General features: G+C 41.4%; 20 protein-coding genes and 1 other annotated feature. Of the genes, 17 read left to right on the top strand and 3 right to left on the bottom strand.

Going from position 1 to position 19,579, the window contains the following annotated elements; all coding sequences use genetic code 11:
- Nucleotides 1–166 precede the first annotated feature (166 nt).
- From lepA to K8B83_RS18250, 8 genes are all read left to right on the top strand, one after another.
- Entirely contained in the window at nucleotides 167–1,957 is a 1,791-nt protein-coding gene (lepA, locus tag K8B83_RS18285) for a translation elongation factor 4 (protein ID WP_188740931.1), read from the top strand.
- A gap of 191 nt (nucleotides 1,958–2,148) precedes the next feature.
- Entirely contained in the window at nucleotides 2,149–3,063 is a 915-nt protein-coding gene (gene lepB / locus K8B83_RS18280; RefSeq protein WP_188740930.1) for a signal peptidase I, read from the top strand.
- Nucleotides 3,063–3,743: a ribonuclease III gene (rnc, locus tag K8B83_RS18275; RefSeq protein ID WP_188740929.1), complete on the top strand. Its 681-nt coding sequence runs from the start codon at nucleotides 3,063–3,065 to the stop codon at nucleotides 3,741–3,743. The genes lepB and rnc overlap by 1 nt, the downstream gene beginning before the upstream one ends.
- Nucleotides 3,740–4,744 (top strand): GTPase Era, encoded by a 1,005-nt coding sequence (gene era, locus K8B83_RS18270; protein ID WP_188740928.1) that lies wholly within the window; start codon nucleotides 3,740–3,742, stop codon nucleotides 4,742–4,744. Before rnc ends, era begins: the two co-directional genes overlap by 4 nt.
- A 45-nt stretch (nucleotides 4,745–4,789) precedes the next feature.
- Nucleotides 4,790–5,500, top strand: a complete 711-nt coding sequence (gene recO / locus K8B83_RS18265; protein WP_188740942.1) for a DNA repair protein RecO — start codon at nucleotides 4,790–4,792, stop codon at nucleotides 5,498–5,500.
- A gap of 94 nt (nucleotides 5,501–5,594) precedes the next feature.
- Nucleotides 5,595–6,332, top strand: a complete 738-nt coding sequence (gene pdxJ, locus K8B83_RS18260; protein ID WP_188740927.1) for a pyridoxine 5'-phosphate synthase — start codon at nucleotides 5,595–5,597, stop codon at nucleotides 6,330–6,332.
- On the top strand, nucleotides 6,332–6,712 hold the full coding sequence (gene acpS, locus K8B83_RS18255; protein ID WP_188740926.1) for a holo-ACP synthase: 381 nt from the start codon (nucleotides 6,332–6,334) through the stop codon (nucleotides 6,710–6,712). The genes pdxJ and acpS overlap by 1 nt, the downstream gene beginning before the upstream one ends.
- 103 nt (nucleotides 6,713–6,815) lie before the next feature.
- Complete coding sequence (locus tag K8B83_RS18250) at nucleotides 6,816–7,337, top strand: Mpo1 family 2-hydroxy fatty acid dioxygenase (RefSeq protein ID WP_188740925.1); 522 nt, start codon at nucleotides 6,816–6,818, stop codon at nucleotides 7,335–7,337.
- 91 nt (nucleotides 7,338–7,428) lie between these two features.
- On the opposite strand, the gene K8B83_RS18245 is transcribed toward K8B83_RS18250, so the two are convergent.
- A complete protein-coding gene (locus K8B83_RS18245) occupies nucleotides 7,429–8,718 on the bottom strand; it encodes an HlyC/CorC family transporter (RefSeq protein WP_188740924.1) in 1,290 nt (429 codons plus the stop codon).
- A 152-nt stretch (nucleotides 8,719–8,870) separates the two neighbouring features.
- Nucleotides 8,871–9,659 carry a cytochrome C assembly family protein gene (locus K8B83_RS18240; protein WP_188740923.1) on the bottom strand — a complete coding sequence of 263 codons (789 nt, stop codon included), beginning with the start codon at nucleotides 9,657–9,659 and terminating at the stop codon, nucleotides 8,871–8,873.
- Nucleotides 9,660–9,944: 285 nt separating this feature from the next.
- Here K8B83_RS18240 and ffh point away from each other — a divergent pair, with 285 nt between their 5' ends.
- The 9 genes from ffh (at nucleotide 9,945) to K8B83_RS18195 (ending at nucleotide 17,279) form a co-directional block, all read left to right on the top strand.
- Nucleotides 9,945–11,318 (top strand): signal recognition particle protein, encoded by a 1,374-nt coding sequence (gene ffh, locus K8B83_RS18235; RefSeq protein WP_188740922.1) that lies wholly within the window; start codon nucleotides 9,945–9,947, stop codon nucleotides 11,316–11,318.
- 229 nt (nucleotides 11,319–11,547) lie between these two features.
- Nucleotides 11,548–11,799 (top strand): 30S ribosomal protein S16, encoded by a 252-nt coding sequence (rpsP, locus tag K8B83_RS18230; protein ID WP_160053063.1) that lies wholly within the window; start codon nucleotides 11,548–11,550, stop codon nucleotides 11,797–11,799.
- Between the two features lie 26 nt (nucleotides 11,800–11,825).
- Nucleotides 11,826–12,356, top strand: coding sequence for a ribosome maturation factor RimM (rimM, locus tag K8B83_RS18225; protein WP_188740921.1), 531 nt, complete (start codon nucleotides 11,826–11,828; stop codon nucleotides 12,354–12,356).
- 15 nt (nucleotides 12,357–12,371) lie between these two features.
- Nucleotides 12,372–13,118, top strand: a complete 747-nt coding sequence (trmD, locus tag K8B83_RS18220; RefSeq protein WP_188740920.1) for a tRNA (guanosine(37)-N1)-methyltransferase TrmD — start codon at nucleotides 12,372–12,374, stop codon at nucleotides 13,116–13,118.
- 33 nt (nucleotides 13,119–13,151) lie between these two features.
- Entirely contained in the window at nucleotides 13,152–13,505 is a 354-nt protein-coding gene (rplS, locus tag K8B83_RS18215) for a 50S ribosomal protein L19 (protein ID WP_188740919.1), read from the top strand.
- A 738-nt stretch (nucleotides 13,506–14,243) separates the two neighbouring features.
- Nucleotides 14,244–15,335 (top strand): 3-deoxy-7-phosphoheptulonate synthase, encoded by a 1,092-nt coding sequence (locus K8B83_RS18210; RefSeq protein WP_317846459.1) that lies wholly within the window; start codon nucleotides 14,244–14,246, stop codon nucleotides 15,333–15,335.
- An 11-nt stretch (nucleotides 15,336–15,346) separates the two neighbouring features.
- Nucleotides 15,347–16,486: a bifunctional chorismate mutase/prephenate dehydrogenase gene (gene tyrA, locus K8B83_RS18205; RefSeq protein ID WP_223418600.1), complete on the top strand. Its 1,140-nt coding sequence runs from the start codon at nucleotides 15,347–15,349 to the stop codon at nucleotides 16,484–16,486.
- A 127-nt stretch (nucleotides 16,487–16,613) separates the two neighbouring features.
- A complete protein-coding gene (locus tag K8B83_RS18200) occupies nucleotides 16,614–16,958 on the top strand; it encodes a hypothetical protein (protein WP_188739283.1) in 345 nt (114 codons plus the stop codon).
- A 78-nt stretch (nucleotides 16,959–17,036) separates the two neighbouring features.
- Entirely contained in the window at nucleotides 17,037–17,279 is a 243-nt protein-coding gene (locus K8B83_RS18195) for a helix-turn-helix domain-containing protein (protein WP_223418598.1), read from the top strand.
- Nucleotides 17,280–17,395: 116 nt separating this feature from the next.
- On the opposite strand, the gene K8B83_RS18190 is transcribed toward K8B83_RS18195, so the two are convergent.
- Nucleotides 17,396–19,348, bottom strand: a complete 1,953-nt coding sequence (locus tag K8B83_RS18190; RefSeq protein ID WP_188739284.1) for a chorismate mutase — start codon at nucleotides 19,346–19,348, stop codon at nucleotides 17,396–17,398.
- Between the two features lie 57 nt (nucleotides 19,349–19,405).
- Nucleotides 19,406–19,527: a sequence feature (Phe leader region), on the bottom strand.
- Nucleotides 19,528–19,579 lie beyond the last annotated feature (52 nt).

Below are 19,579 nucleotides of genomic sequence, written 5' to 3'. Positions count from 1 at the left end.
GTGAGTTACCCGTAAGGGCTATCATTTCCCAAATAAACTTGGCATTTTGGCCTGTCTTTGAGGCAAAATGGAGACTATTGCTTAATCTGATTGGTATTGCCCCCCTAATCAGGTACAATTTGCCACCTTAATTTTAATCAAATTTAGTAGTAGTCATTGCAGCATAATGAAACACATTAGAAACTTCTCGATTATTGCCCATATCGACCATGGTAAATCAACTTTATCCGATCGCCTGATCCAGGTATGTGGCGGCTTAACTGACCGTGAAATGGCTGCACAGGTTTTAGATTCGATGGATCTAGAACGTGAGCGTGGCATTACGATCAAAGCCCAAAGCGTAACCCTTGATTACCATGCAAAAGATGGTAATACCTACCAATTAAACTTTATTGATACCCCAGGCCACGTTGACTTCTCTTACGAAGTATCGCGTTCGCTTGCTGCTTGTGAAGGTGCATTATTGGTCGTTGATGCGGGTCAAGGTGTTGAAGCGCAAACTCTGGCAAACTGTTACACCGCACTTGATATGGATCTTGATGTGGTGCCAGTCCTTAACAAAATCGACTTACCACAAGCAGAGCCTGAGCGTGTCGCGGCTGAGATCGAAGATATTGTTGGTATTGATGCTAAAGATGCTGTTCGTTGTTCAGCAAAAACCGGTGTCGGTGTTGATCTTGTTTTAGAAGAAATCATTGCAAAAATTCCACCACCAGAAGGTGATGAGAATGCCCCATTACAAGCGTTGATTATTGACTCATGGTTTGATGCATACCTTGGTGTTGTTTCATTAGTACGTATTAAACACGGCGTATTAAAGAAAGGCGACAAGTTTAAAGTGATGTCGACAGGTCAAAACTACAACGCTGACCGCGTAGGTATTTTTACGCCTAAAGAAAAAGATGAACCTGAACTGCGCGCAGGCGAAGTAGGTTATGTTATTTCGGGTATTAAAGAAATTCACGGTGCACCAGTGGGTGATACGTTAACTCACGCAAAAAATGGTGCCGACAAACCCTTGCCAGGATTTAAAAAGGTTACTCCACAGGTTTATGCTGGTGTGTTCCCTATTTCTACTGACGAATACGAAAACTTCCGTGATGCATTAAACAAGCTGAGCTTGAACGATGCGTCGCTGTTTTTTGAACCAGAGACCTCAAGTGCACTTGGTTTTGGTTTCCGTATTGGTTATTTGGGCTTACTCCACATGGAGATTGTTCAAGAGCGCTTAGAACGTGAATATAACCTTGATTTGATCACCACAGCGCCGACCGTAGTCTACGAAGTGTTGATGACCAATGGCAATGTCGTATATGTTGATAATCCATCGGATTTACCTGCTCTGAATAATATCGAAGAGCTACGTGAGCCGATAGTTGAAGCCAATATCCTTGTGCCAAAAGAGTACTTAGGTAACGTTATTACTTTATGTATCGAAAAGCGCGGTTCGCAAACCAATATGGTTTATCACGGCAACCAAGTGGCAGTAACCTATCATTTGCCAATGGCAGAAGTGGTAATGGACTTCTTTGACCGTCTAAAATCAACCAGTCGTGGTTATGCCTCACTTGAATATAACTTTATTCGTTTTGATCCAGCAGATATGGTGCGTTTAGATATCTTAATTAACGGTGATCGTGTTGATGCTCTAGCGATGATTATTCACCGCTCTAACATTCGTCATCGTGGCTTAGCGCTAGTTGAAAAGATGAAAGAACTGATCCCACGCCAGATGTTTGATATTGCCATTCAGGCTGCTGTAGGCAGTCAGATTATTGCGCGTTCAACGATTAAAGCATTACGTAAAGACGTAACCGCTAAATGTTACGGTGGTGACGTTTCGCGTAAGAAGAAACTGCTTAATAAGCAGAAAGAAGGTAAAAAGCGCATGAAGCAAGTGGGTAACGTAGAAGTGCCACAAGAGGCATTTTTAGCGGTACTAAAACTTAACGATTAATAATAATTAATTGTTTTAGTTTGCTTAATAACGCCGCGCATTGCGGCGTTATCGTTATATTTTCTATATATTTTGTAACACTCAACAGGGTGAATGTTTTTAAGTGAATCACCATACTAGAATGAGTACATTGGGTTTTTAGACTAACCCTACAAATACAACGACATTATCCTGCAGGAGATAAATCAGTAATGGCAGCCTATTTTTCACTTATTCTAGTGCTCGTAACCTTAGGTAGCGGTCTTATCTGGTTGATTGACGTTATATTTTTTGCGCCTAAACGCCGTGAGAAATTAGCGCTAGCCCAAGCTAATTCAAATCAATTAAGTGCAGATGCAATAGACAAAATTGTACGAGAGCCAATGTTAGTAGAGACGGCCCATTCTATATTTCCTGTCATTGCATTTGTGTTGATTTTACGCTCGTTTATTTATGAGCCATTTCAAATTCCTTCAGGCTCAATGATGCCAACACTGCTTGTTGGTGATTTCATTTTGGTTGAAAAATTCAGCTACGGGTTACGTGACCCAGTATGGCGCAGTAAATTAGTTGAAACTGGCGAGCCTGAACGTGGAGACGTTTTTGTTTTCAAATACCCTGAAAATCCTAAAATCGACTACATTAAGCGCGTAATAGGTTTACCAGGTGATAAAATTATATATCGTAATAAGCAGTTAATCATCCAAGAAGCTTGCGCTAATGGGACTGATTGCCCAGAGCCAAAAATCATTGAACATAACGAGCTTAATCGCGGTGAGTTTAGTCAAAATGACGTGCCGTTAATTCGTTTAAACGAGCAACTCGGAAACGTTAATCATGATATTTTGATTAATCCATCTCGCCCAGACTTTAGACAACACTTTTATCCGCAGCCTAATTTACCTGCCGGTGAGTTTGTTGTACCAAAAGGCATGTACTTTGCCATGGGTGATAACCGTGATAACAGCACCGATAGCCGCTTTTGGGGATTTGTTCCAGAAGAGCATTTAGTCGGTAAAGCTGTTGCTATTTGGATTAGTTTTGAATTTGAGCGTAGCCCAAATGATTGGTTACCTACATGGGTACCTACGGGTGTGCGTTTTGATAGAGTAGGTGGAATACATTGATGGAACCCATTAAAAATTTGCCGCGACTATGTCGTACTCTAGGGTACGAGTTTACTAACCTTGAGTTACTTACTCAGGCGTTAACTCACCGTAGCGCAGCAAATAAGCATAATGAGCGTTTAGAGTTTTTAGGTGATTCGATTTTATCGATAGTGATTTCAGATGCCTTATATCACCAATTTCCGAAAGCCACAGAGGGCGATTTAAGCCGCATGCGTGCCACTTTAGTTAAAGGTGACACCTTAACGCTTATTGCAAAAGAATTTAAATTGGGTGATTACCTCTATTTGGGCCCAGGTGAGTTAAAAAGTGGCGGATTTAGACGCGAATCGATATTAGCTGATGCAGTAGAGGCCATTATTGGGGCCATATACCTTGATGCAAATCTTGATACTTGCCGTGATTTATTATTGAAATGGTATGAAGAAAGATTAGCCAAAATTAAGCCAGGCATTAACCAAAAAGATCCTAAAACAATATTGCAAGAACACTTACAGGGATTTAAAAAACCATTACCCGATTACCAAGTGGTCGCTGTTGAAGGTGAAGCGCATGATCAAACCTTTACTGTAGAGTGTAAAATTAGCGAATTGAACCAAGTTGTCACAGGTGTGGCAAGTTCTAGAAGAAAAGCTGAACAGCTTGCTGCTGCTCAGGTATTGGAGTTACTGAATAAATGACCAAAAAAACAGACTTGCCAGCGGCTGCTAATCAAGAGCCTAGCTTAGACGAACTGCTAGCAAGGATGAACCAAGCAGCCCCAACCGCCGCAGCGCAATATGATGTTACTTATTGTGGCATGGTGGCGATTGTCGGTCGTCCTAACGTAGGCAAATCGACACTACTGAATAAACTGCTTGGCCAAAAAGTCAGTATTACTTCTAAAAAACCACAAACCACGCGTCACCGTATTATGGGGATCCATACCGATGGCCCAAGCCAAATCGTGTTTATTGACACGCCAGGCTTACACATTGAAGAAAAACGCGCCATTAACCGCTTAATGAACCGCGCGGCTGCAAGTTCGTTAGCTGACGTTGCCATGGTTATCTTTGTGGTTGACGGCATGACATGGACAGCAGACGATGAAATGGTGCTCAAAAAGCTGCAACACCGTAATGACGATCGTAAAATTATTTTAGCCATCAACAAAGTTGATAATATTAAAGATAAAGAAGCGCTCTTCCCGTATTTAACTGAATTAGCAAAAAAATTCGACTTTGACGAAATTCTACCTATTTCAGCCAGTAAAGGCACTAACGTACAGCGTATATTAGATATGGCACGCGAGTCGTTACCTGAAGCGCCTTTTTATTTCCCTGAAGATTACGTTACCGATCGCTCGCAACGCTTTATGGCATCAGAAATTGTCCGTGAAAAGCTGATGCGTTTTTTAGGTGATGAATTACCTTATGATGCTACGGTTGAGATCGAGCAATTTAAGATGATGGAAAACGGTGTCTATCAAATTAATGCGTTAATTTTAGTGGAACGTGAAGGTCAAAAACGCATGGTGATTGGCAATAAAGGTGAGCGTATACGCACCATTGCGACCCAATCAAGACTTGATATGGAAACCTTATTTGATAATAAAGTGTTTCTTGAAGTCTGGGTTAAAGTCAAATCAGGCTGGGCAGATGATGAGCGCGCCTTAAGAAGCTTAGGCTATGGCGAAGATTAAGTCGTCGCTCTTGCTGTTTAGTGTTATGCAGTAGGCATGGCCACCATGAAACGTGGCTATGTTCTGCATCACCGACCGTTTCGCGAATCGAGTGTGATTGTCAATTTATTGATAGAAGGTATTGGTCGAGTTGATGCCATTACTCGCGTCGGCACAGGTAAACGCTCAATCAAAAGTATTTTGCAGCCTTTCCAACCGCTTATTGTTCAATTTAGTGCCCAATCAGAAGCCAAAAATCTTGGTTTAAAAACCATCACCCAAATAGAAGCAGCAGCACCGGCTATGCCGTTAGTCGGTAATAGTTTGTATTCTGGTTTTTACCTTAACGAATTACTCGTACGCTTATTGTCTGTAGAGCATCAGGCTGAAGGGCTATTTATAGCGTATCATCGCGCGCTAATGTCACTTGCTACAGGCTTTTGCTCCAGCCATTTGCGTTATTTTGAAATGGCTTTGCTGCTTGAGCTAGGGGCCTTTCCGTCATTAAACTACGACACACAGGGTAATGCATTAGTTGCAGACTGCAACTATCGTTTTGTAGCAGAAAGTGGTTTTTTACCTGTGGTGCAGCATTCAGACGGTTTTTCACACGGTAAAGGCATTTTGTCTGGCGCAATGCTATTGGCGCTAGCCTCACATAATCTACATGCCGAACAACTTAATCAGGCCAAAGGGTTAATGCGATATTTATTAACGCCATTACTCGGTAACAAACCGCTGTTAAGTCGGCAGTTATTTGCCAAAAATGCACAATAAGCTTTTCGTATTATGAACTGAACCAAGTACAATTCATTTCGTACAAGGTTAGCGCTAAGTGTTTTCTTTATTTATTAACTTTAAGGAGCTCGTGGTGAGCGGAATTTTATTAGGTATTAACATCGATCACATTGCTACATTACGTCAGGCTCGTGGCACTCATTACCCTGATCCAATTCACGCAGCAGCCGTAGCTGAACATGCGGGAGCGGATGGCATTACGATTCATTTGCGTGAAGACCGACGTCATATCCAAGACCGCGATGTGTACTTATTAGCAAAAACACTCAAAACTCGAATGAACTTTGAGTTTGCTGTGACCGAAGAAATGATTGCTATCGCGTGTGATATAAAGCCCGCATATGCGTGTTTAGTTCCTGAAAAGCGTGAAGAACTCACCACAGAAGGCGGGCTCGATGTTGCGGGGCAATTAGATAAAATTTCCTCAGCAGTTGCCCGCCTAGCCGCCGAAGGGATTAAAGTGTCATTATTTATTGATGCCGATAAAACCCAAATCGATGCAGCTGTTGCAGTTGGAGCACCTTACATTGAAATTCACACAGGCTGTTATGCAGATGCACAAACTGATGCAGAGCAAGCCCAAGAATTAGCCCGCATTGCCTCAATGGCTAAATATGCTCACAGTAAAGGCTTAGTGGTGAATGCTGGACATGGTTTGCATTATCATAATGTAAAACCCATAGCGGCCATTCCTGAATTGTATGAGTTAAACATCGGCCATGCCGTTGTAGCACGTGCCGCCATTGATGGCTTAGAAAAGGCCGTGCGCGATATGAAAAAGCTAATGTTAGAAGGCCGCAGAGGCGAGTAATGGCAATTGTAGGTATAGGGACTGATATTGTTGAGATAGCCCGAATACATGAGCAGCGTGAACGTTTAGGTGATAAATTAGCTAAGCGGGTGCTAACCGAGGTAGAACTTGCAATATACCTGCAGTCTAAGCAAGCAGAGCGTTTTTTAGCAAAGCGCTTTGCCGCAAAAGAGGCTGCAGCTAAGGCCTTAGGTACAGGGATTGGTCGAGGCGTGTCGTTTCAACATATCCACATTGATAATGACATCAACGGAGCCCCAATCATCCATTTTACCGATGGCGCTTTAGCACGATTAACGCAACTTGGTGGTAATAAAGGTTTTATTAGTATTGCAGATGAGCAACACTATGCCGTTGCCACCGTCATTTTAGAGAGATAATTATTCTATAAAGGCGCATTAGCGCCTTTTTTGTGCCCTTTTAAAAGAGGATGAACTAGGTTAAATTAACAAGATAACAAAAACTAATATAACGAGACTCAACATGAAATCGGCCGTAGAACAATTATCAACTTATAAAAGTGTCCACTTAAATCCTAACAATATTCGCACCCATTTTATTGGGGTTCCTATGATTATTTGGTCAGCATTTTTAATGTTAGGCACCTTAAGATTTGCGTGGCAAGATTACCAGATTAGTTTGGCAATGATCGTTACCCTTGTTGTGCTTGCATATTATATGATGCTGCATGTGCGCCTAGCATTAGGCTTAGTATTGTTTATTTTACCTGTTCTCTACACTACGGAGTTGGTGGTGCATAGCGAACATCCTTTTGTTATTGCCATAAGTTTTTTTGTTGTGGGTTGGGCTATCCAGTTTATTGGTCACAAATATGAGAAAGCAAAACCGGCCTTTATGGATGATTTAAATCAGTTGTTAATTGGTCCGTTTTTTCTGATGGCTGAAGTGTACTTTATGCTGGGATGGGAAAAAGAGTTGGCAGCCGAAATCAAACCTATTGCAAGAGATAAGCGTCGAGCACTAGAGGCGAAGCTAAAGAGCTAGTGTTACGTCACTAATCACGGGTGACAGATAACATAATTAAAAAAGGCGCTTAACGCGCCTTTTTGCTACTCATTATTTGGCTTTTCGAAGGCTATTCGTCGTCATTATCACTGGTGATAACATCTAAATTACTCGGTAAAACCCTTACAGCTTTAATCATATTGTCTGCAACTTCAATCACTTCGATATGATAACCTGCAATTCGTAAACTTGTATTAGCTGCTGGGATTTCCTCTAAATATTCAATGATCAATCCATTAAGTGTTTTAGGGCCATCAATCGGGAAATGCCACTTCATTTCTTTGTTTAAATCACGAATGTTAATGGTTGCATCAATAAGAAAGCTGCCATCTTGCTGAATATTAATATCTTCACTCGGTGTGGTTATCATTGACGTAGTAAAGTCGCCAACAATTTCTTCAAGAATGTCTTCTAGTGTGACTAAACCTTGAATATCGCCATACTCATCAACCACTAAACCGATGCGTTCTTTGTTTTGCTGAAAATTACTCAGCTGCACGTTTAGTGGCGTGCCTTCAGGAATAAAGTACAGCTCTTTTACGGCTCGCAACAGTGATGACTTACTGAATTGCTCTTTTGATTGCAAACGCAATGCATCTCGCAAATGAATAAAGCCAACAGCATCATCAATATTGTCACGATAGACTAACACCCGTGTATGAGGGCTTTGGATCACTAATTTGTTGATCAGTTTAAAGTCGTCATTCACGTTTATGGCGTAAATGTCTGCTCGCGAAATCATAATGTCTTCAACGGTGACTTTTTCTAAATCAAGGATAGATAACAGCATTTCTTGGTGTCGCTGAGGGATCAGTGCGCCTGCTTCATGAACGACAGTACGTAATTCTTCCTGGCTTAACGCATCGCTGGTTTTTACCGTTTTAATGCCCATTAAACGCAAAAAGCCTGATGTAATTAAGTTAATCGCTTTAACTAATGGCGATAACAAAATTAATAACCAGCCTAATAAAATGCTTGATGGAAAAGCGATCCGCTCAGGATGTAATGCCGCGAAGGTTTTCGGTGTTACTTCGGCAAACACCAACACCACAATAGTTAACACGCCAGTTGCGATGGCCACACCTAGGTCGCCAAATAAGCGCATACCAATAATGGTTGCGATAGCTGAGGCTAAAATGTTTACTAGGTTATTTCCGATTAAGATTAAGCCAATGAGTCGGTCTGGACGATCAAGCATTTTGAGTGCACGTTGTGCGCCTTTATGACCATTTCCCGCGAGGTGTCGTAGGCGGTAACGGTTTAAGCTCATCATTGCCGTTTCTGAACCTGAAAAGTAAGCAGAAATAACAATTAAAACCAGAAGGAAGATAAGGAGTGCGCTGGTAGATATAGCGTCCAAAAAGGGGGCCCCATTTAAGTACAGTAAAGTTGGCAAACATCGCCAATACATAAAATTTAACAGCCATTATTTATTAATGGCTGTTAGTGTCAAGTTATCTTATTGATATTTCGATCAGTTAAGTCTTGCTACTAAGGATTTTGATTATAAAACTAATTTAATATCAATTCTTTAACAATTCTTGCGCCAAAATAGGCTAGTGATAGCAAACCTGCACCAGATAAACTGTAGATAACTGCGGTGCGAATTCTACAGCCTACGGTGTATTGTTGCCACAACATAATGGCATAAACGACCCAAGCCATAATAGAAAGCACGGCTTTGTGGCCTTTACCGTCAATAAACATGTCTTCTAAAAACACAAATCCTGTTACTAACGATAAACTCAACAGTACAAAGCCAATAATAATAAGGTGATACAACTGCCTCTCTACTGTCATTAGTGGCGGCATAGCAGGGCTCATCATCATTTGTTTCTTTTTGAGCTTAGATTGAATAAACGACAGTTGAATCGCGTAGAGCGCTGCAATCATTAATGCACTGTATGCCATGAGTGATAATACAACATGGGCTAAAATTTCTGGGTGCAGTTCAAAGTGGGTAATAAATTGTGGAGGCAATAGCCATAATAATGCCACCGATAACACCGAACAGGCATACACCACTGGTACGACAATGATGACTTTTAAGCGAGGCATTGTAATCGTAAAGGTGAGTGCAATAATCCAGTTAACTAACGAAATAACGTTAGTTAAACTAAAATTTTGCCCATCTAGGGTAAAAATGGCATTAGACAGTGCAACACCATGAAGTATAACGGCAATACAAGATGCGACCATAACCGCTTTACGATTGGGGCCTTGAGCATGGAACAGTCGACTGGTGACCAAGACCAATGCAATGCAATAAAATAACATGGCCGCAGCTGAAAAAATTACCATTTGAAATCAACCTATCAAAGTAGTGAACGCGTTACTGAAAAGCGATTGTTAACTTAAGTGAATGCCAGAATGTAGTGCTTGCATATCGCATTTTCATTATTTTCATTAGATTAACATGATCAGGGCCTAATATGGCAGTGACCTGAGGCTCAAAATTTAACAGTATCTTACCCTTAGCGGCAAATAATTTACCTAATCACAATAACTGATCGTCGTAAGTATCGTAATTTAAGGTGGCTTGGGTATAATAGCGTCAATTATCGATATGCTTAAAAGAGCTCATCAATGTTTGAAAATTTATCCGACAGACTGTCACGTACACTAAAAAATATTAGTGGTCGTGGTCGCTTAACAGAAGACAACATTAAAGAAACCCTGCGCGAAGTACGTATGGCGCTACTTGAAGCGGATGTCGCTTTACCCGTTGTCAGAGAATTTGTTAACAGCGTAAAAGAACGCGCTGTAGGTCAAGAGGTCTCTAAAAGCCTCAGCCCTGGCCAAGCATTCATCAAAATCGTTCAAAGTGAGCTTGAAAAAGCCATGGGCGAGTCAAATGAAGCACTTGATTTAGCCGCAACCCCACCCGCCGTGATCATGATGGCAGGTTTACAAGGGGCGGGTAAAACCACCTCCGTGGCTAAGTTAGGTAAACTATTGCGTACTCGCCACAAAAAATCAGTTTTAGTGGTGAGTGCTGACGTATACCGTCCGGCTGCGATTAAACAGCTAGAAACACTGGCGGCAGAAGTTGATGTGCAGTTTTTCCCATCAGATGTTAGCCAAAAACCAGTTGATATCGCCAATGCGGCAATTAGTCACGCTAAACTTAAGTTTATTGACGTTGTTATTGTCGATACGGCAGGTCGCTTGCACGTTGATGAAGCCATGATGGACGAAATCAAGGCGCTTCATGCAACGGTTAAGCCGGTTGAAACCTTGTTTGTTGTTGACGCCATGACAGGTCAAGATGCGGCTAATACAGCAAAAGCCTTTAACGAAGCTTTACCGTTAACAGGGGTTATTTTAACCAAAGTTGATGGTGATGCCCGTGGCGGTGCTGCGTTATCAATCCGTAATATCACGGGTAAGCCGATTAAATTTTTAGGTGTGGGTGAAAAAACCGATGCCTTAGAGCCATTCCATCCTGATCGTATCGCTTCACGCATTTTAGGAATGGGTGATGTGCTGTCGTTGATTGAAGAAGTTGAACGTGGCGTTGATAAAGACAAAGCCATGAAGCTTGCTTCTAAAGTAAAGTCTGGCGGCAGTTTCGATCTTGAAGATTTTCGTGAGCAATTACAGCAAATGAAAAACATGGGCGGCATGATGAGCATGCTTGAAAAGCTCCCAGGTGTTGGGCAATTGCCACCAGAAGCCCTAGCTCAGGTGCAAGACGGTAAAATGACCGGTCAAATGGAAGCGATTATTAACTCCATGACAGCCAAAGAGCGTAAAAACCCAGATTTAATCAAAGGTTCTCGTAAGCGCAGAATTGCATTAGGTTCTGGCACTCAAATCCAAGACGTTAACCGTTTATTGAAGCAATTTACTCAAATGCAGAAAATGATGAAAAAAATGTCTGCAAAGGGTGGAATGAAAAAAATGATGCGTGGAATGAGCGGCATGTTACCTCCCGGAATGAAGTTTCCAGGAAGATAATTTAGCTGCCTTTCACACATAAATACGGTTAATATTCACTTACTTCAGTTGGTTAGGTTATGGCGTTGAATCTAATGCAATAAAATCTGTGAGTTAAAAATCATCAGATTGGGTTGCATTAGTTCAAAAGTCAGGTAAAATCTTCCGGCTTTCTTTCTGGGACTCTTCGCGAACACGGAGTTCCAGTTTTTATTTTTGCTTCTAGCAAATCATTAGAGGAATAAAACGCATGGTTACCATTCGTTTAGCTCGTGGCGGCGCAAAAAAGCGTCCATTTTACAATATCGTTGTTGCTGATAGCCGCAATGCTCGTGACGGTCGTTTCATCGAACGTGTTGGTTTCTTCAATCCATTGGCTCGTGGCCAAGAAGAAACATTACGTTTAGATCTTGATCGTGTTGAGCACTGGGTTGCTACTGGCGCTGCAACATCTGAGCGTGTTGCAAAACTGATCAAAGACGCACGTAAAGCTGCTGCTTAATTGCGTAAATATATAGGTATAGATAGATGAGCGATAACCAACAGCCAATCGTACTGGGTAAATTAGGATCCAGTCATGGTATTAAAGGTTGGCTAAAAATCACTTCCTATGCCGATTCTGTTGAAGGTATTTTCGATTATTCGCCTTGGTTGATTAAAGAACAAGGCGTGTGGCGTGAAGTTAAGGTTGCGCAGTGGCGTTTTCAGGGTAAGGCACTTGTGGCTGAACTTGAAGGTGTGACTACACGAGAGCATGCGCAAATGCTCACAAATTGTGAGATTGCGATTTTGCCGGAACAAATGAAAGAACTCGCTGATGATGAATTTTATCACCGTGATCTTATCGGCTGTGCAGTAACCAATATAAACGGCTATAACATGGGTATTGTTGATCAGATCGTGGAAACAGGATCAAACGACGTACTGCTAGTTAAAGCTAACGCTAAAGATGCCTTCGGCAAAGCGGAACGTATGATCCCCTTTGTCCCTGAGCAATTCATCAAACAGGTGGATGTGCAAGGTAAACAGATTTTAGTGGATTGGGATCCTGACTTCTAAGTCGAGGTACAACATATGTGGTTAGGGGTAATCACCCTGTTTCCTGAGATGTTTCGTGCCGTTACAGACTTTGGTGTTACGGGTCGAGCCGTGAAAAGCGGCCTGCTTAAGGTGCAAACGTGGAATCCTCGTGATTTCACCCATGATAGACACAGTACTGTGGATGACCGTCCTTATGGTGGTGGCCCAGGAATGTTAATGATGGTGCAACCTTTACGCGATGCCATCCATGCAGCAAAAGCTGCTGCAGGTGATGGGGCAAAAGTGATTTATTTGTCACCTCAGGGACGCAAGCTGGATCAGCGTGGCGTGACTGAGTTGGCTAAATCAGACCGAATGATTTTAGTGTGTGGTCGATACGAAGGTGTTGATGAACGCATTATTCAAACGGAAGTGGATGAAGAATGGTCTGTAGGTGATTACGTACTTTCGGGTGGCGAATTACCGGCAATGACATTAATCGATTCAGTGGCGCGTTTGGTACCTGGTGTACTAGGCAAGCAAGCTTCTGCAGAGCAAGATTCTTTCTCTCAAGGTTTACTGGATTGTCCTCATTACACACGCCCTGAACAATTGGATGGTATGGATGTACCGGCAGTGCTGTTAAGCGGTGACCACGAAAAAATTAGACTCTGGCGTTTACAGCAAAGTATCGGAAGAACTTTTTTGAGACGACCAGAATTATTTGAAAATCTAGCTCTGACTGACGAACAAACGACTTTATTAGCGCAGTTCGTGAATGAAACGGACAAGTCCGCATAGTCAATGCTCAGTTAATTCTAGAACGGAGTAGTTATGAACAACATCATTAAAATGCTCAACGATGAGCAAATGAAAACAGACGTACCTGAATTCGGTGCTGGTGATACAGTAGTGGTTCAAGTACGTGTTAAAGAAGGTGATAAAGAGCGTCTTCAGGCTTTTGAAGGTATCGTTATTGCTAAGCGTAACCGTGGTTTGCACTCTGCATTCACAGTTCGCAAAATCTCTAATGGCGAAGGTGTTGAGCGTGCTTTCCAAACGCACAGCCCATTAATTGCTAGCATCGAAGTTAAGCGTCGCGGCCGTGTACGTCGTGCTAAGCTGTACTATTTACGTGAGCGTTCAGGTAAGTCTGCACGTATCCGTGAAAAATTGGCAACTAAGTAATAGTTACCGATACAGAATAAAGATGCAGTGTTCGCACAACAACCCGCCGAAAGGCGGGTTTTTGTTTTCAGGTATTAATCTTCTCAATCAATTGCTGATTTATAATAAGTGATCAGAGATTGCGTAGGAAAATCGCTTAAAATTAGGCAAAATTGCAGCGAGCAAGTTGTGCTATCTTCAATATTTCTAACGAGGTTATAAGCGATGTTAACCAGTCAGAATGTTCACATTCTTGTGCTGATGGATATTATACCATTTCCATTAATTATGTGACCAATCAGAGTCGCTCAGACTGTTCAGTTTGAGGCGCATTGTTGAAATAATGGTTATTCCCTTCTAAGGCAATGCAACAAAGAAATGGACTGTCTGAGCGTCTCCTGCAAGGCGGGTTTCTGTGCCTTCTATGCTGCTTAATAGTATTTTGACGTAGAGCAACTATGCCTACAATCCTATTACTTGCCTAGAAGGCACAGAATTCCCGCTGAATGACCAGATAATTAGTGGAATTGGTATTACTCTTGCTTACAACCAAAATGAGGCATATCTCATTCACTTCTATTTAACATTATCTGCATTTTAATTAATTTTAATCATTTACTTAAATAAGCCTTGATCTCTGATGTGAGCGCAGGCATAGTTGCTTAAAAGGTGTAATGGTGTAGCGTTACAAAAATACATCAATAACAAAATAACAGTTTACGTGTGGTCTAGGCCAGCAGTCATAAGAGAGTAATGAGTATGCAACAAGATACGATTAACAATGTGCACATTAGTTCAGAACAAGTATTAGTAACGCCAGCAGAATTAAAGCAAGAATTACCCTTATCGAGTCATGCTTATCAGTATATTCTCAATGCGCGTAAACAAGTGGCAGATATTGTTCATAAACGTGATAACCGAGTGTTAGTCGTTACCGGTCCGTGCTCTATTCATGACATTGATGCCGCGAAAGAATATGCATTAAAGCTAAAAAAACTTCATGATGAACTCAGTGATGATTTCTATATTTTAATGCGTGTTTATTTTGAAAAGCCACGCACAACAGTTGGCTGGAAAGGCTTGATTAATGACCCAGATATGGACGAGTCATTTGATGTTGAAAAGGGTTTAAGGATGGCGCGCGAGCTGATGATTTGGTTAGCTGAACTTGAGCTTCCAATTGCTACAGAAGCATTAGATCCTATTAGCCCGCAGTATCTTTCAGAGCTCGTGACCTGGTCTGCTATCGGCGCGCGTACAACTGAGTCGCAAACCCACCGTGAAATGGCCTCAGGTTTATCGATGCCTGTAGGTTTTAAAAATGGCACGGATGGTAAATTAGATGTAGCAATTAATGCATTAAAGTCAGCTGCGAGCAGCCATCGTTTTATGGGAATAAACCAAGAAGGCCAAGTGTCATTATTGCAAACTGCAGGTAATCCAGATGGTCATATTATTTTACGTGGTGGCTCTGTACCCAATTATGACGCAGCTAGCGTGGCAGAATGTGAAGCACAACTTCACAAGGCCAAACTTAATGCTCGTTTAGTCGTTGATTGCAGTCACGGTAATTCCTCTAAAGACCATTTACGTCAAAAAAATGTTTGTGAAGATGTATTTAACCAAATTGAAGCAGGCAATAAATCGATCATTGGTGTTATGCTTGAGAGCAATATCAATGAAGGCAATCAAAGTTCAGATAAGCCATTATCAGAGCTTAAATACGGTGTTTCTGTAACCGATGCCTGTATTGATTGGGAAACAACTGAAACGATTTTACGACAAGGCGCTAACCAGTTGTCTGCAGTTTTACCGACGCGATTCGATATGCTACAGGTCGCCAATGGTTAATGGATAAGAATATGAACGAAAAGACTACTGCTGATCTTGAGAATTTACGTGATCTAATAGACGGTGTAGATCAGCAATTGTTACATTTACTTCGAAAACGTTTAGATTTAGTGGCTCAAGTTGGAGCCGTTAAGCACTCAGCTGGTGTGCCAATTTATGCTCCACAACGTGAAGCATCTATGCTAGCTAAGCGACGCGCCGAAGCTGAAAACATGAATGTTTCGCCGCAATTAATTGAAGATATTTTGCGGCGATTAATGCGTGAATCGTATCTTAATGAAAAGGATGTCGGCTTTAAGCAAATTAAGCAAGATTTAGGGCATGTTGTGATTGTGGGCGGTGAAGGCAAGTTAGGACAACTTTTTAGCCAGATGCTGAAGTTATCTGGCTATAAGGTTAAAAGCCTGGACAAAAATGATTGGCAACATGCTGATGCAATTTTTGATGGTGCTGGCCTAGTCATTGTTACTGTACCGATTAATGTCACCTGTGAAGTTATCCGCGAAAAGTTAACCCATTTGCCTGAACAGTGTATTTTAGCCGATTTAACCTCCATAAAAGAGAAACCACTGGCTGCCATGCTTGAAGCTCATAAAGGGCCGGTAGTGGGGTTACACCCAATGTTTGGCCCAGATGTAGGCAGCCTAGCTAAACAAGTTGTGGTGGTGTGTCATGGGCGTCAATCAGATGCCTATCAATGGCTATTACAGCAAATTGAAATCTGGGGTGCGCGTATTGTTGAAGCACAAGCCGAACGTCATGATAATGCAATGCAACTTGTTCAAGCAATGCGCCATTTTTCGACATTTGTTTATGGTTTAAACCTCTGTAAAGAGGAAGCCGATATTGATAATTTGTTGCAGTTTAGTTCACCTATTTATCGATTAGAGCTTGCTATGGTTGGCCGACTATTTGCTCAAGATCCTGAGCTTTATGCCGATATTATTTTTGCCCAAGAAGGTAGTTTGCACGCAATTAGTGATTATTTAGATAACTATCGTGATGCGCTTGCCATGCTAAAGTCGGGTAACAGAGAAGAGTTTGTAGAGCAATTTCAACGTGTTGCAAAATGGTTTGGCGATTTCGCACCGCAGTTTCAGCATGAAAGCCGTGCCATGTTACAGTCTGTTAATGATATGAAAGCAGGTTAATGATTTTTAATCGTTCAAATTATTGCTAAACCGTGACACAAGGCTTATGTTTAGCTAATAAGATATACTGAACTTGTTGGTTTATTTATTTTAGCTTGCATCAAAAATTTGCCTTTGGAGGAGAACCATGTCGATGACGCCATCGAATATGTTGCCTATACAACAGGTTGAAGATAATTCCCTTGGGCATTTTCTTTACGGCTTAATGAGTGCTTTCCCATTATTTTTTGTGCCTGTTTTATTGAGCCTATGGGTTAATTTAATTCAAAAAAACGTTAATCCAGACTCAGTGCTAGCCAGCCATTTACGTTGGCAACGTATAAGTATAATTGGTTTATGCCCATTTTTTATTGCGGGTTATTGGACTAGCCCATTGTGGTTAAGCGTACCTATGTATTTGCTTGGCGTTAGCTGGTTTAGTTACCGGATATTTAAAGGTTGGATAAGCCTTAATGATGGAATAGCTGTTTAAATTTTTTAATCCCCAAATAATACCAATTATGATTGAAATGTGATCTAATAACAGCACAACATTCAACCCCGTTTATGAATGAAAACGTTAACCTACCAAGAAATACTCTATTACGCTAAACAAGAGAAAAAAGCTAATAAGAGGATCCGCTTATTAGCAGTTGCGATGTTTATGCAAATTAATAATCGCTCAGAAGTCGCCAGGCGCTTAAATGTCAGTCGTCGAAGTGTGAATGATTGGGTATCAAGCTTCTTGAACCAAGGTTTAGTGAGGAATGCTGTCGTGCATGGAATACATTCATTGAGTGCAAGGACAGGGTAAAAAGATTGTGTCACAGAGATTGGGCTAAACTGGGAAGTCTTTAATCGTAATTGGTATAAAAAAGCCGAAAGTCATTTCGGCTTTTTTTATGGCGTTTTACTTTATGTTCAAGTGGGTTAAGTACTCAGATTATGATACAAGGCATGAATAATGTCTGCTTGAGAACTCTCATCATGATGCAGTAGCACAATACCATCAGCTTTGAGTTGTTTAATGGCATTGGCATGATTAGGTAATAATGCTTCGTTGATACAAAAACTGGTATTCACAATCACGGGCAAATGACTGCGCGATTTCACTTCAACAATACCCGCTAGGTCCAGGTTGAGCTGTTCAGGATGAGTGAAACTTCTAACCCCCGACTCGCACAATCCAAGTTGTTGATTGCCGTGGCTAAGAACCGTATCAGCGGCGCTTAACCAATCATCAATACTCGCCATTGTATTTCGCTCTAATATTACCGGCAAATTCACCGAACCAATTAACGCTAGCATGTCCGGATTATACATTTGTTTACCCGCCAGTATTAACATGTCAGCTAATGGACTCGCTAAAACGAACTCTTGCTCTTGCTCAATTTGCATTACGCAAAGAAGACCGGCTTGTTCAATGACTTGAACGTGTTGCTTTAGCTGTTGCTCATTTAATTGATTTTTTAAGTCATTAAGCAGTATTGCTTGAAAACCCGATTCTTTAATCAGTTTTGCCTGGGTTGCCAGTACGGTATTGTCTATTGGTAAATTAATTTGTTGCAGTGCACTAAATTGACCGGCACCTAGTTGAAAATGCTGACAAATTAACTGTGTATCCTGGGCTTTATAAGCTCTAGCATGTTTTGCTTGATTGTTAGGTTGAGTTTTTACGGGCTCTTGTTTAGAACTGTCTGGCTCTATCAGCAATTGTGCTTGAGATAATTGAGTGGGTTTAACCGTTTCACAAGGGTAACATCCTAACACCTTAATGAAGCGTGTTAATCGCTCAAGCTCTTTAATTGCCTGCTGCACTTCGCGAGTAGCTAAGTTGCCATCAATGTCCAAATAAAACATCTCTTCCCATGGAGTACCTGGAATAGGGCGAGATTCCAGTTTGCTCATGTTTAAGTTATGTGCCTTTAATACCAATAGCGCTTCAACGAGCGCACCTGGCTTTTGACCTGTTGCCATAATCAATGTAGTTTTTGCCGGCAGCTGCGATGGAACAGCAGATGCTTTTCTGGCAACCACGATAAAACGGCTTTGATTTATTTTTTGATTAGCCAATCCTTTTTCTAACGCTACTAATTGATAAAGTGCTCCACCTTCAGCACTACCAATGGCGGCCACAGTGTTATTATCAGCTTCAATTACTTTTGTCATCGCTTCTGCACTACTGGAGCAATACTCAAGCTTAATATGAGGGTACTGACTTAAATAACGACTACATTGGCTAATAGGCTGCGGATGAGCGTAAATGGTTTTGATATCACTTATCTTGCTATCAGGTTTTGTCAGTAAACAGTGGCCAACTTCGATGGTGGTTTCACCCACAATGGATAATGTGGTGTGTTGCAGTACGTCATACACTTCATTGATTGAACCTGACGAGGTATTTTCTATGGGTAAAAAACCGTAATCAGCATGGCCTGATTCTACTGCGTTGACGATGTCATCAAAACTTTGGCAACCAAAGTCAATCATGTCTACTTGACGGCGTGAACAATAGCGAGTGGCTGCTAAATAGGAGTAAGAACCTCGCGCGCCTAAATAGGCAACGGTATATTGTTGTTTTTGAGTATCAGGATTAGCCCGGCCATGCAGGTAGGTTTGTTGAAATAAAACTGAGTCTTCAATGATATTTTGATATAGAGACAGAACAAAGTGTGCGTCAAGCCCTTGCTCCCGCCCCTGCTGCACTAAGCGTTCTAGGAGTTCTTTTTCTCTTTGGGTGTCTCGTATTGGTCTGACATCGATTTCTTTACTGCGCGCCACATTTAAGCTCAATTGACGACGTTTAGACAGCAACTCTAATAACGATTTATCTAAGGCTGTTATTTGTTCACGAGTTTGACTTAACTCTGGTGGTTTTTGCATATTAACCTCAATGTGACGCAACAGACTGATGTAGGTTGGATACAACAGTATTTATAATACAAAAAAGCCTCCCAATTGGGAGGCTTTGGAATTTTCATTTTCGTTTTTACACAGAAAATCCGCCTCCATGGGTGGGCTGAGAAAAAAAGAAAATAAAAAGGCTGAATATTTTTGTGTTCATGGATTAAAACTAAAGCTACTGGGTTAACCTGTCAATGTAATTTTACTCAA

The sequence above is a fragment of the Shewanella inventionis genome (assembly GCF_019931735.1).
GTDB lineage: Bacteria > Pseudomonadota > Gammaproteobacteria > Enterobacterales > Shewanellaceae > Shewanella > Shewanella inventionis.
Note: the sequence above shows the minus strand (reverse complement) of the source record. Positions and strands in the feature narration are given on the sequence as shown.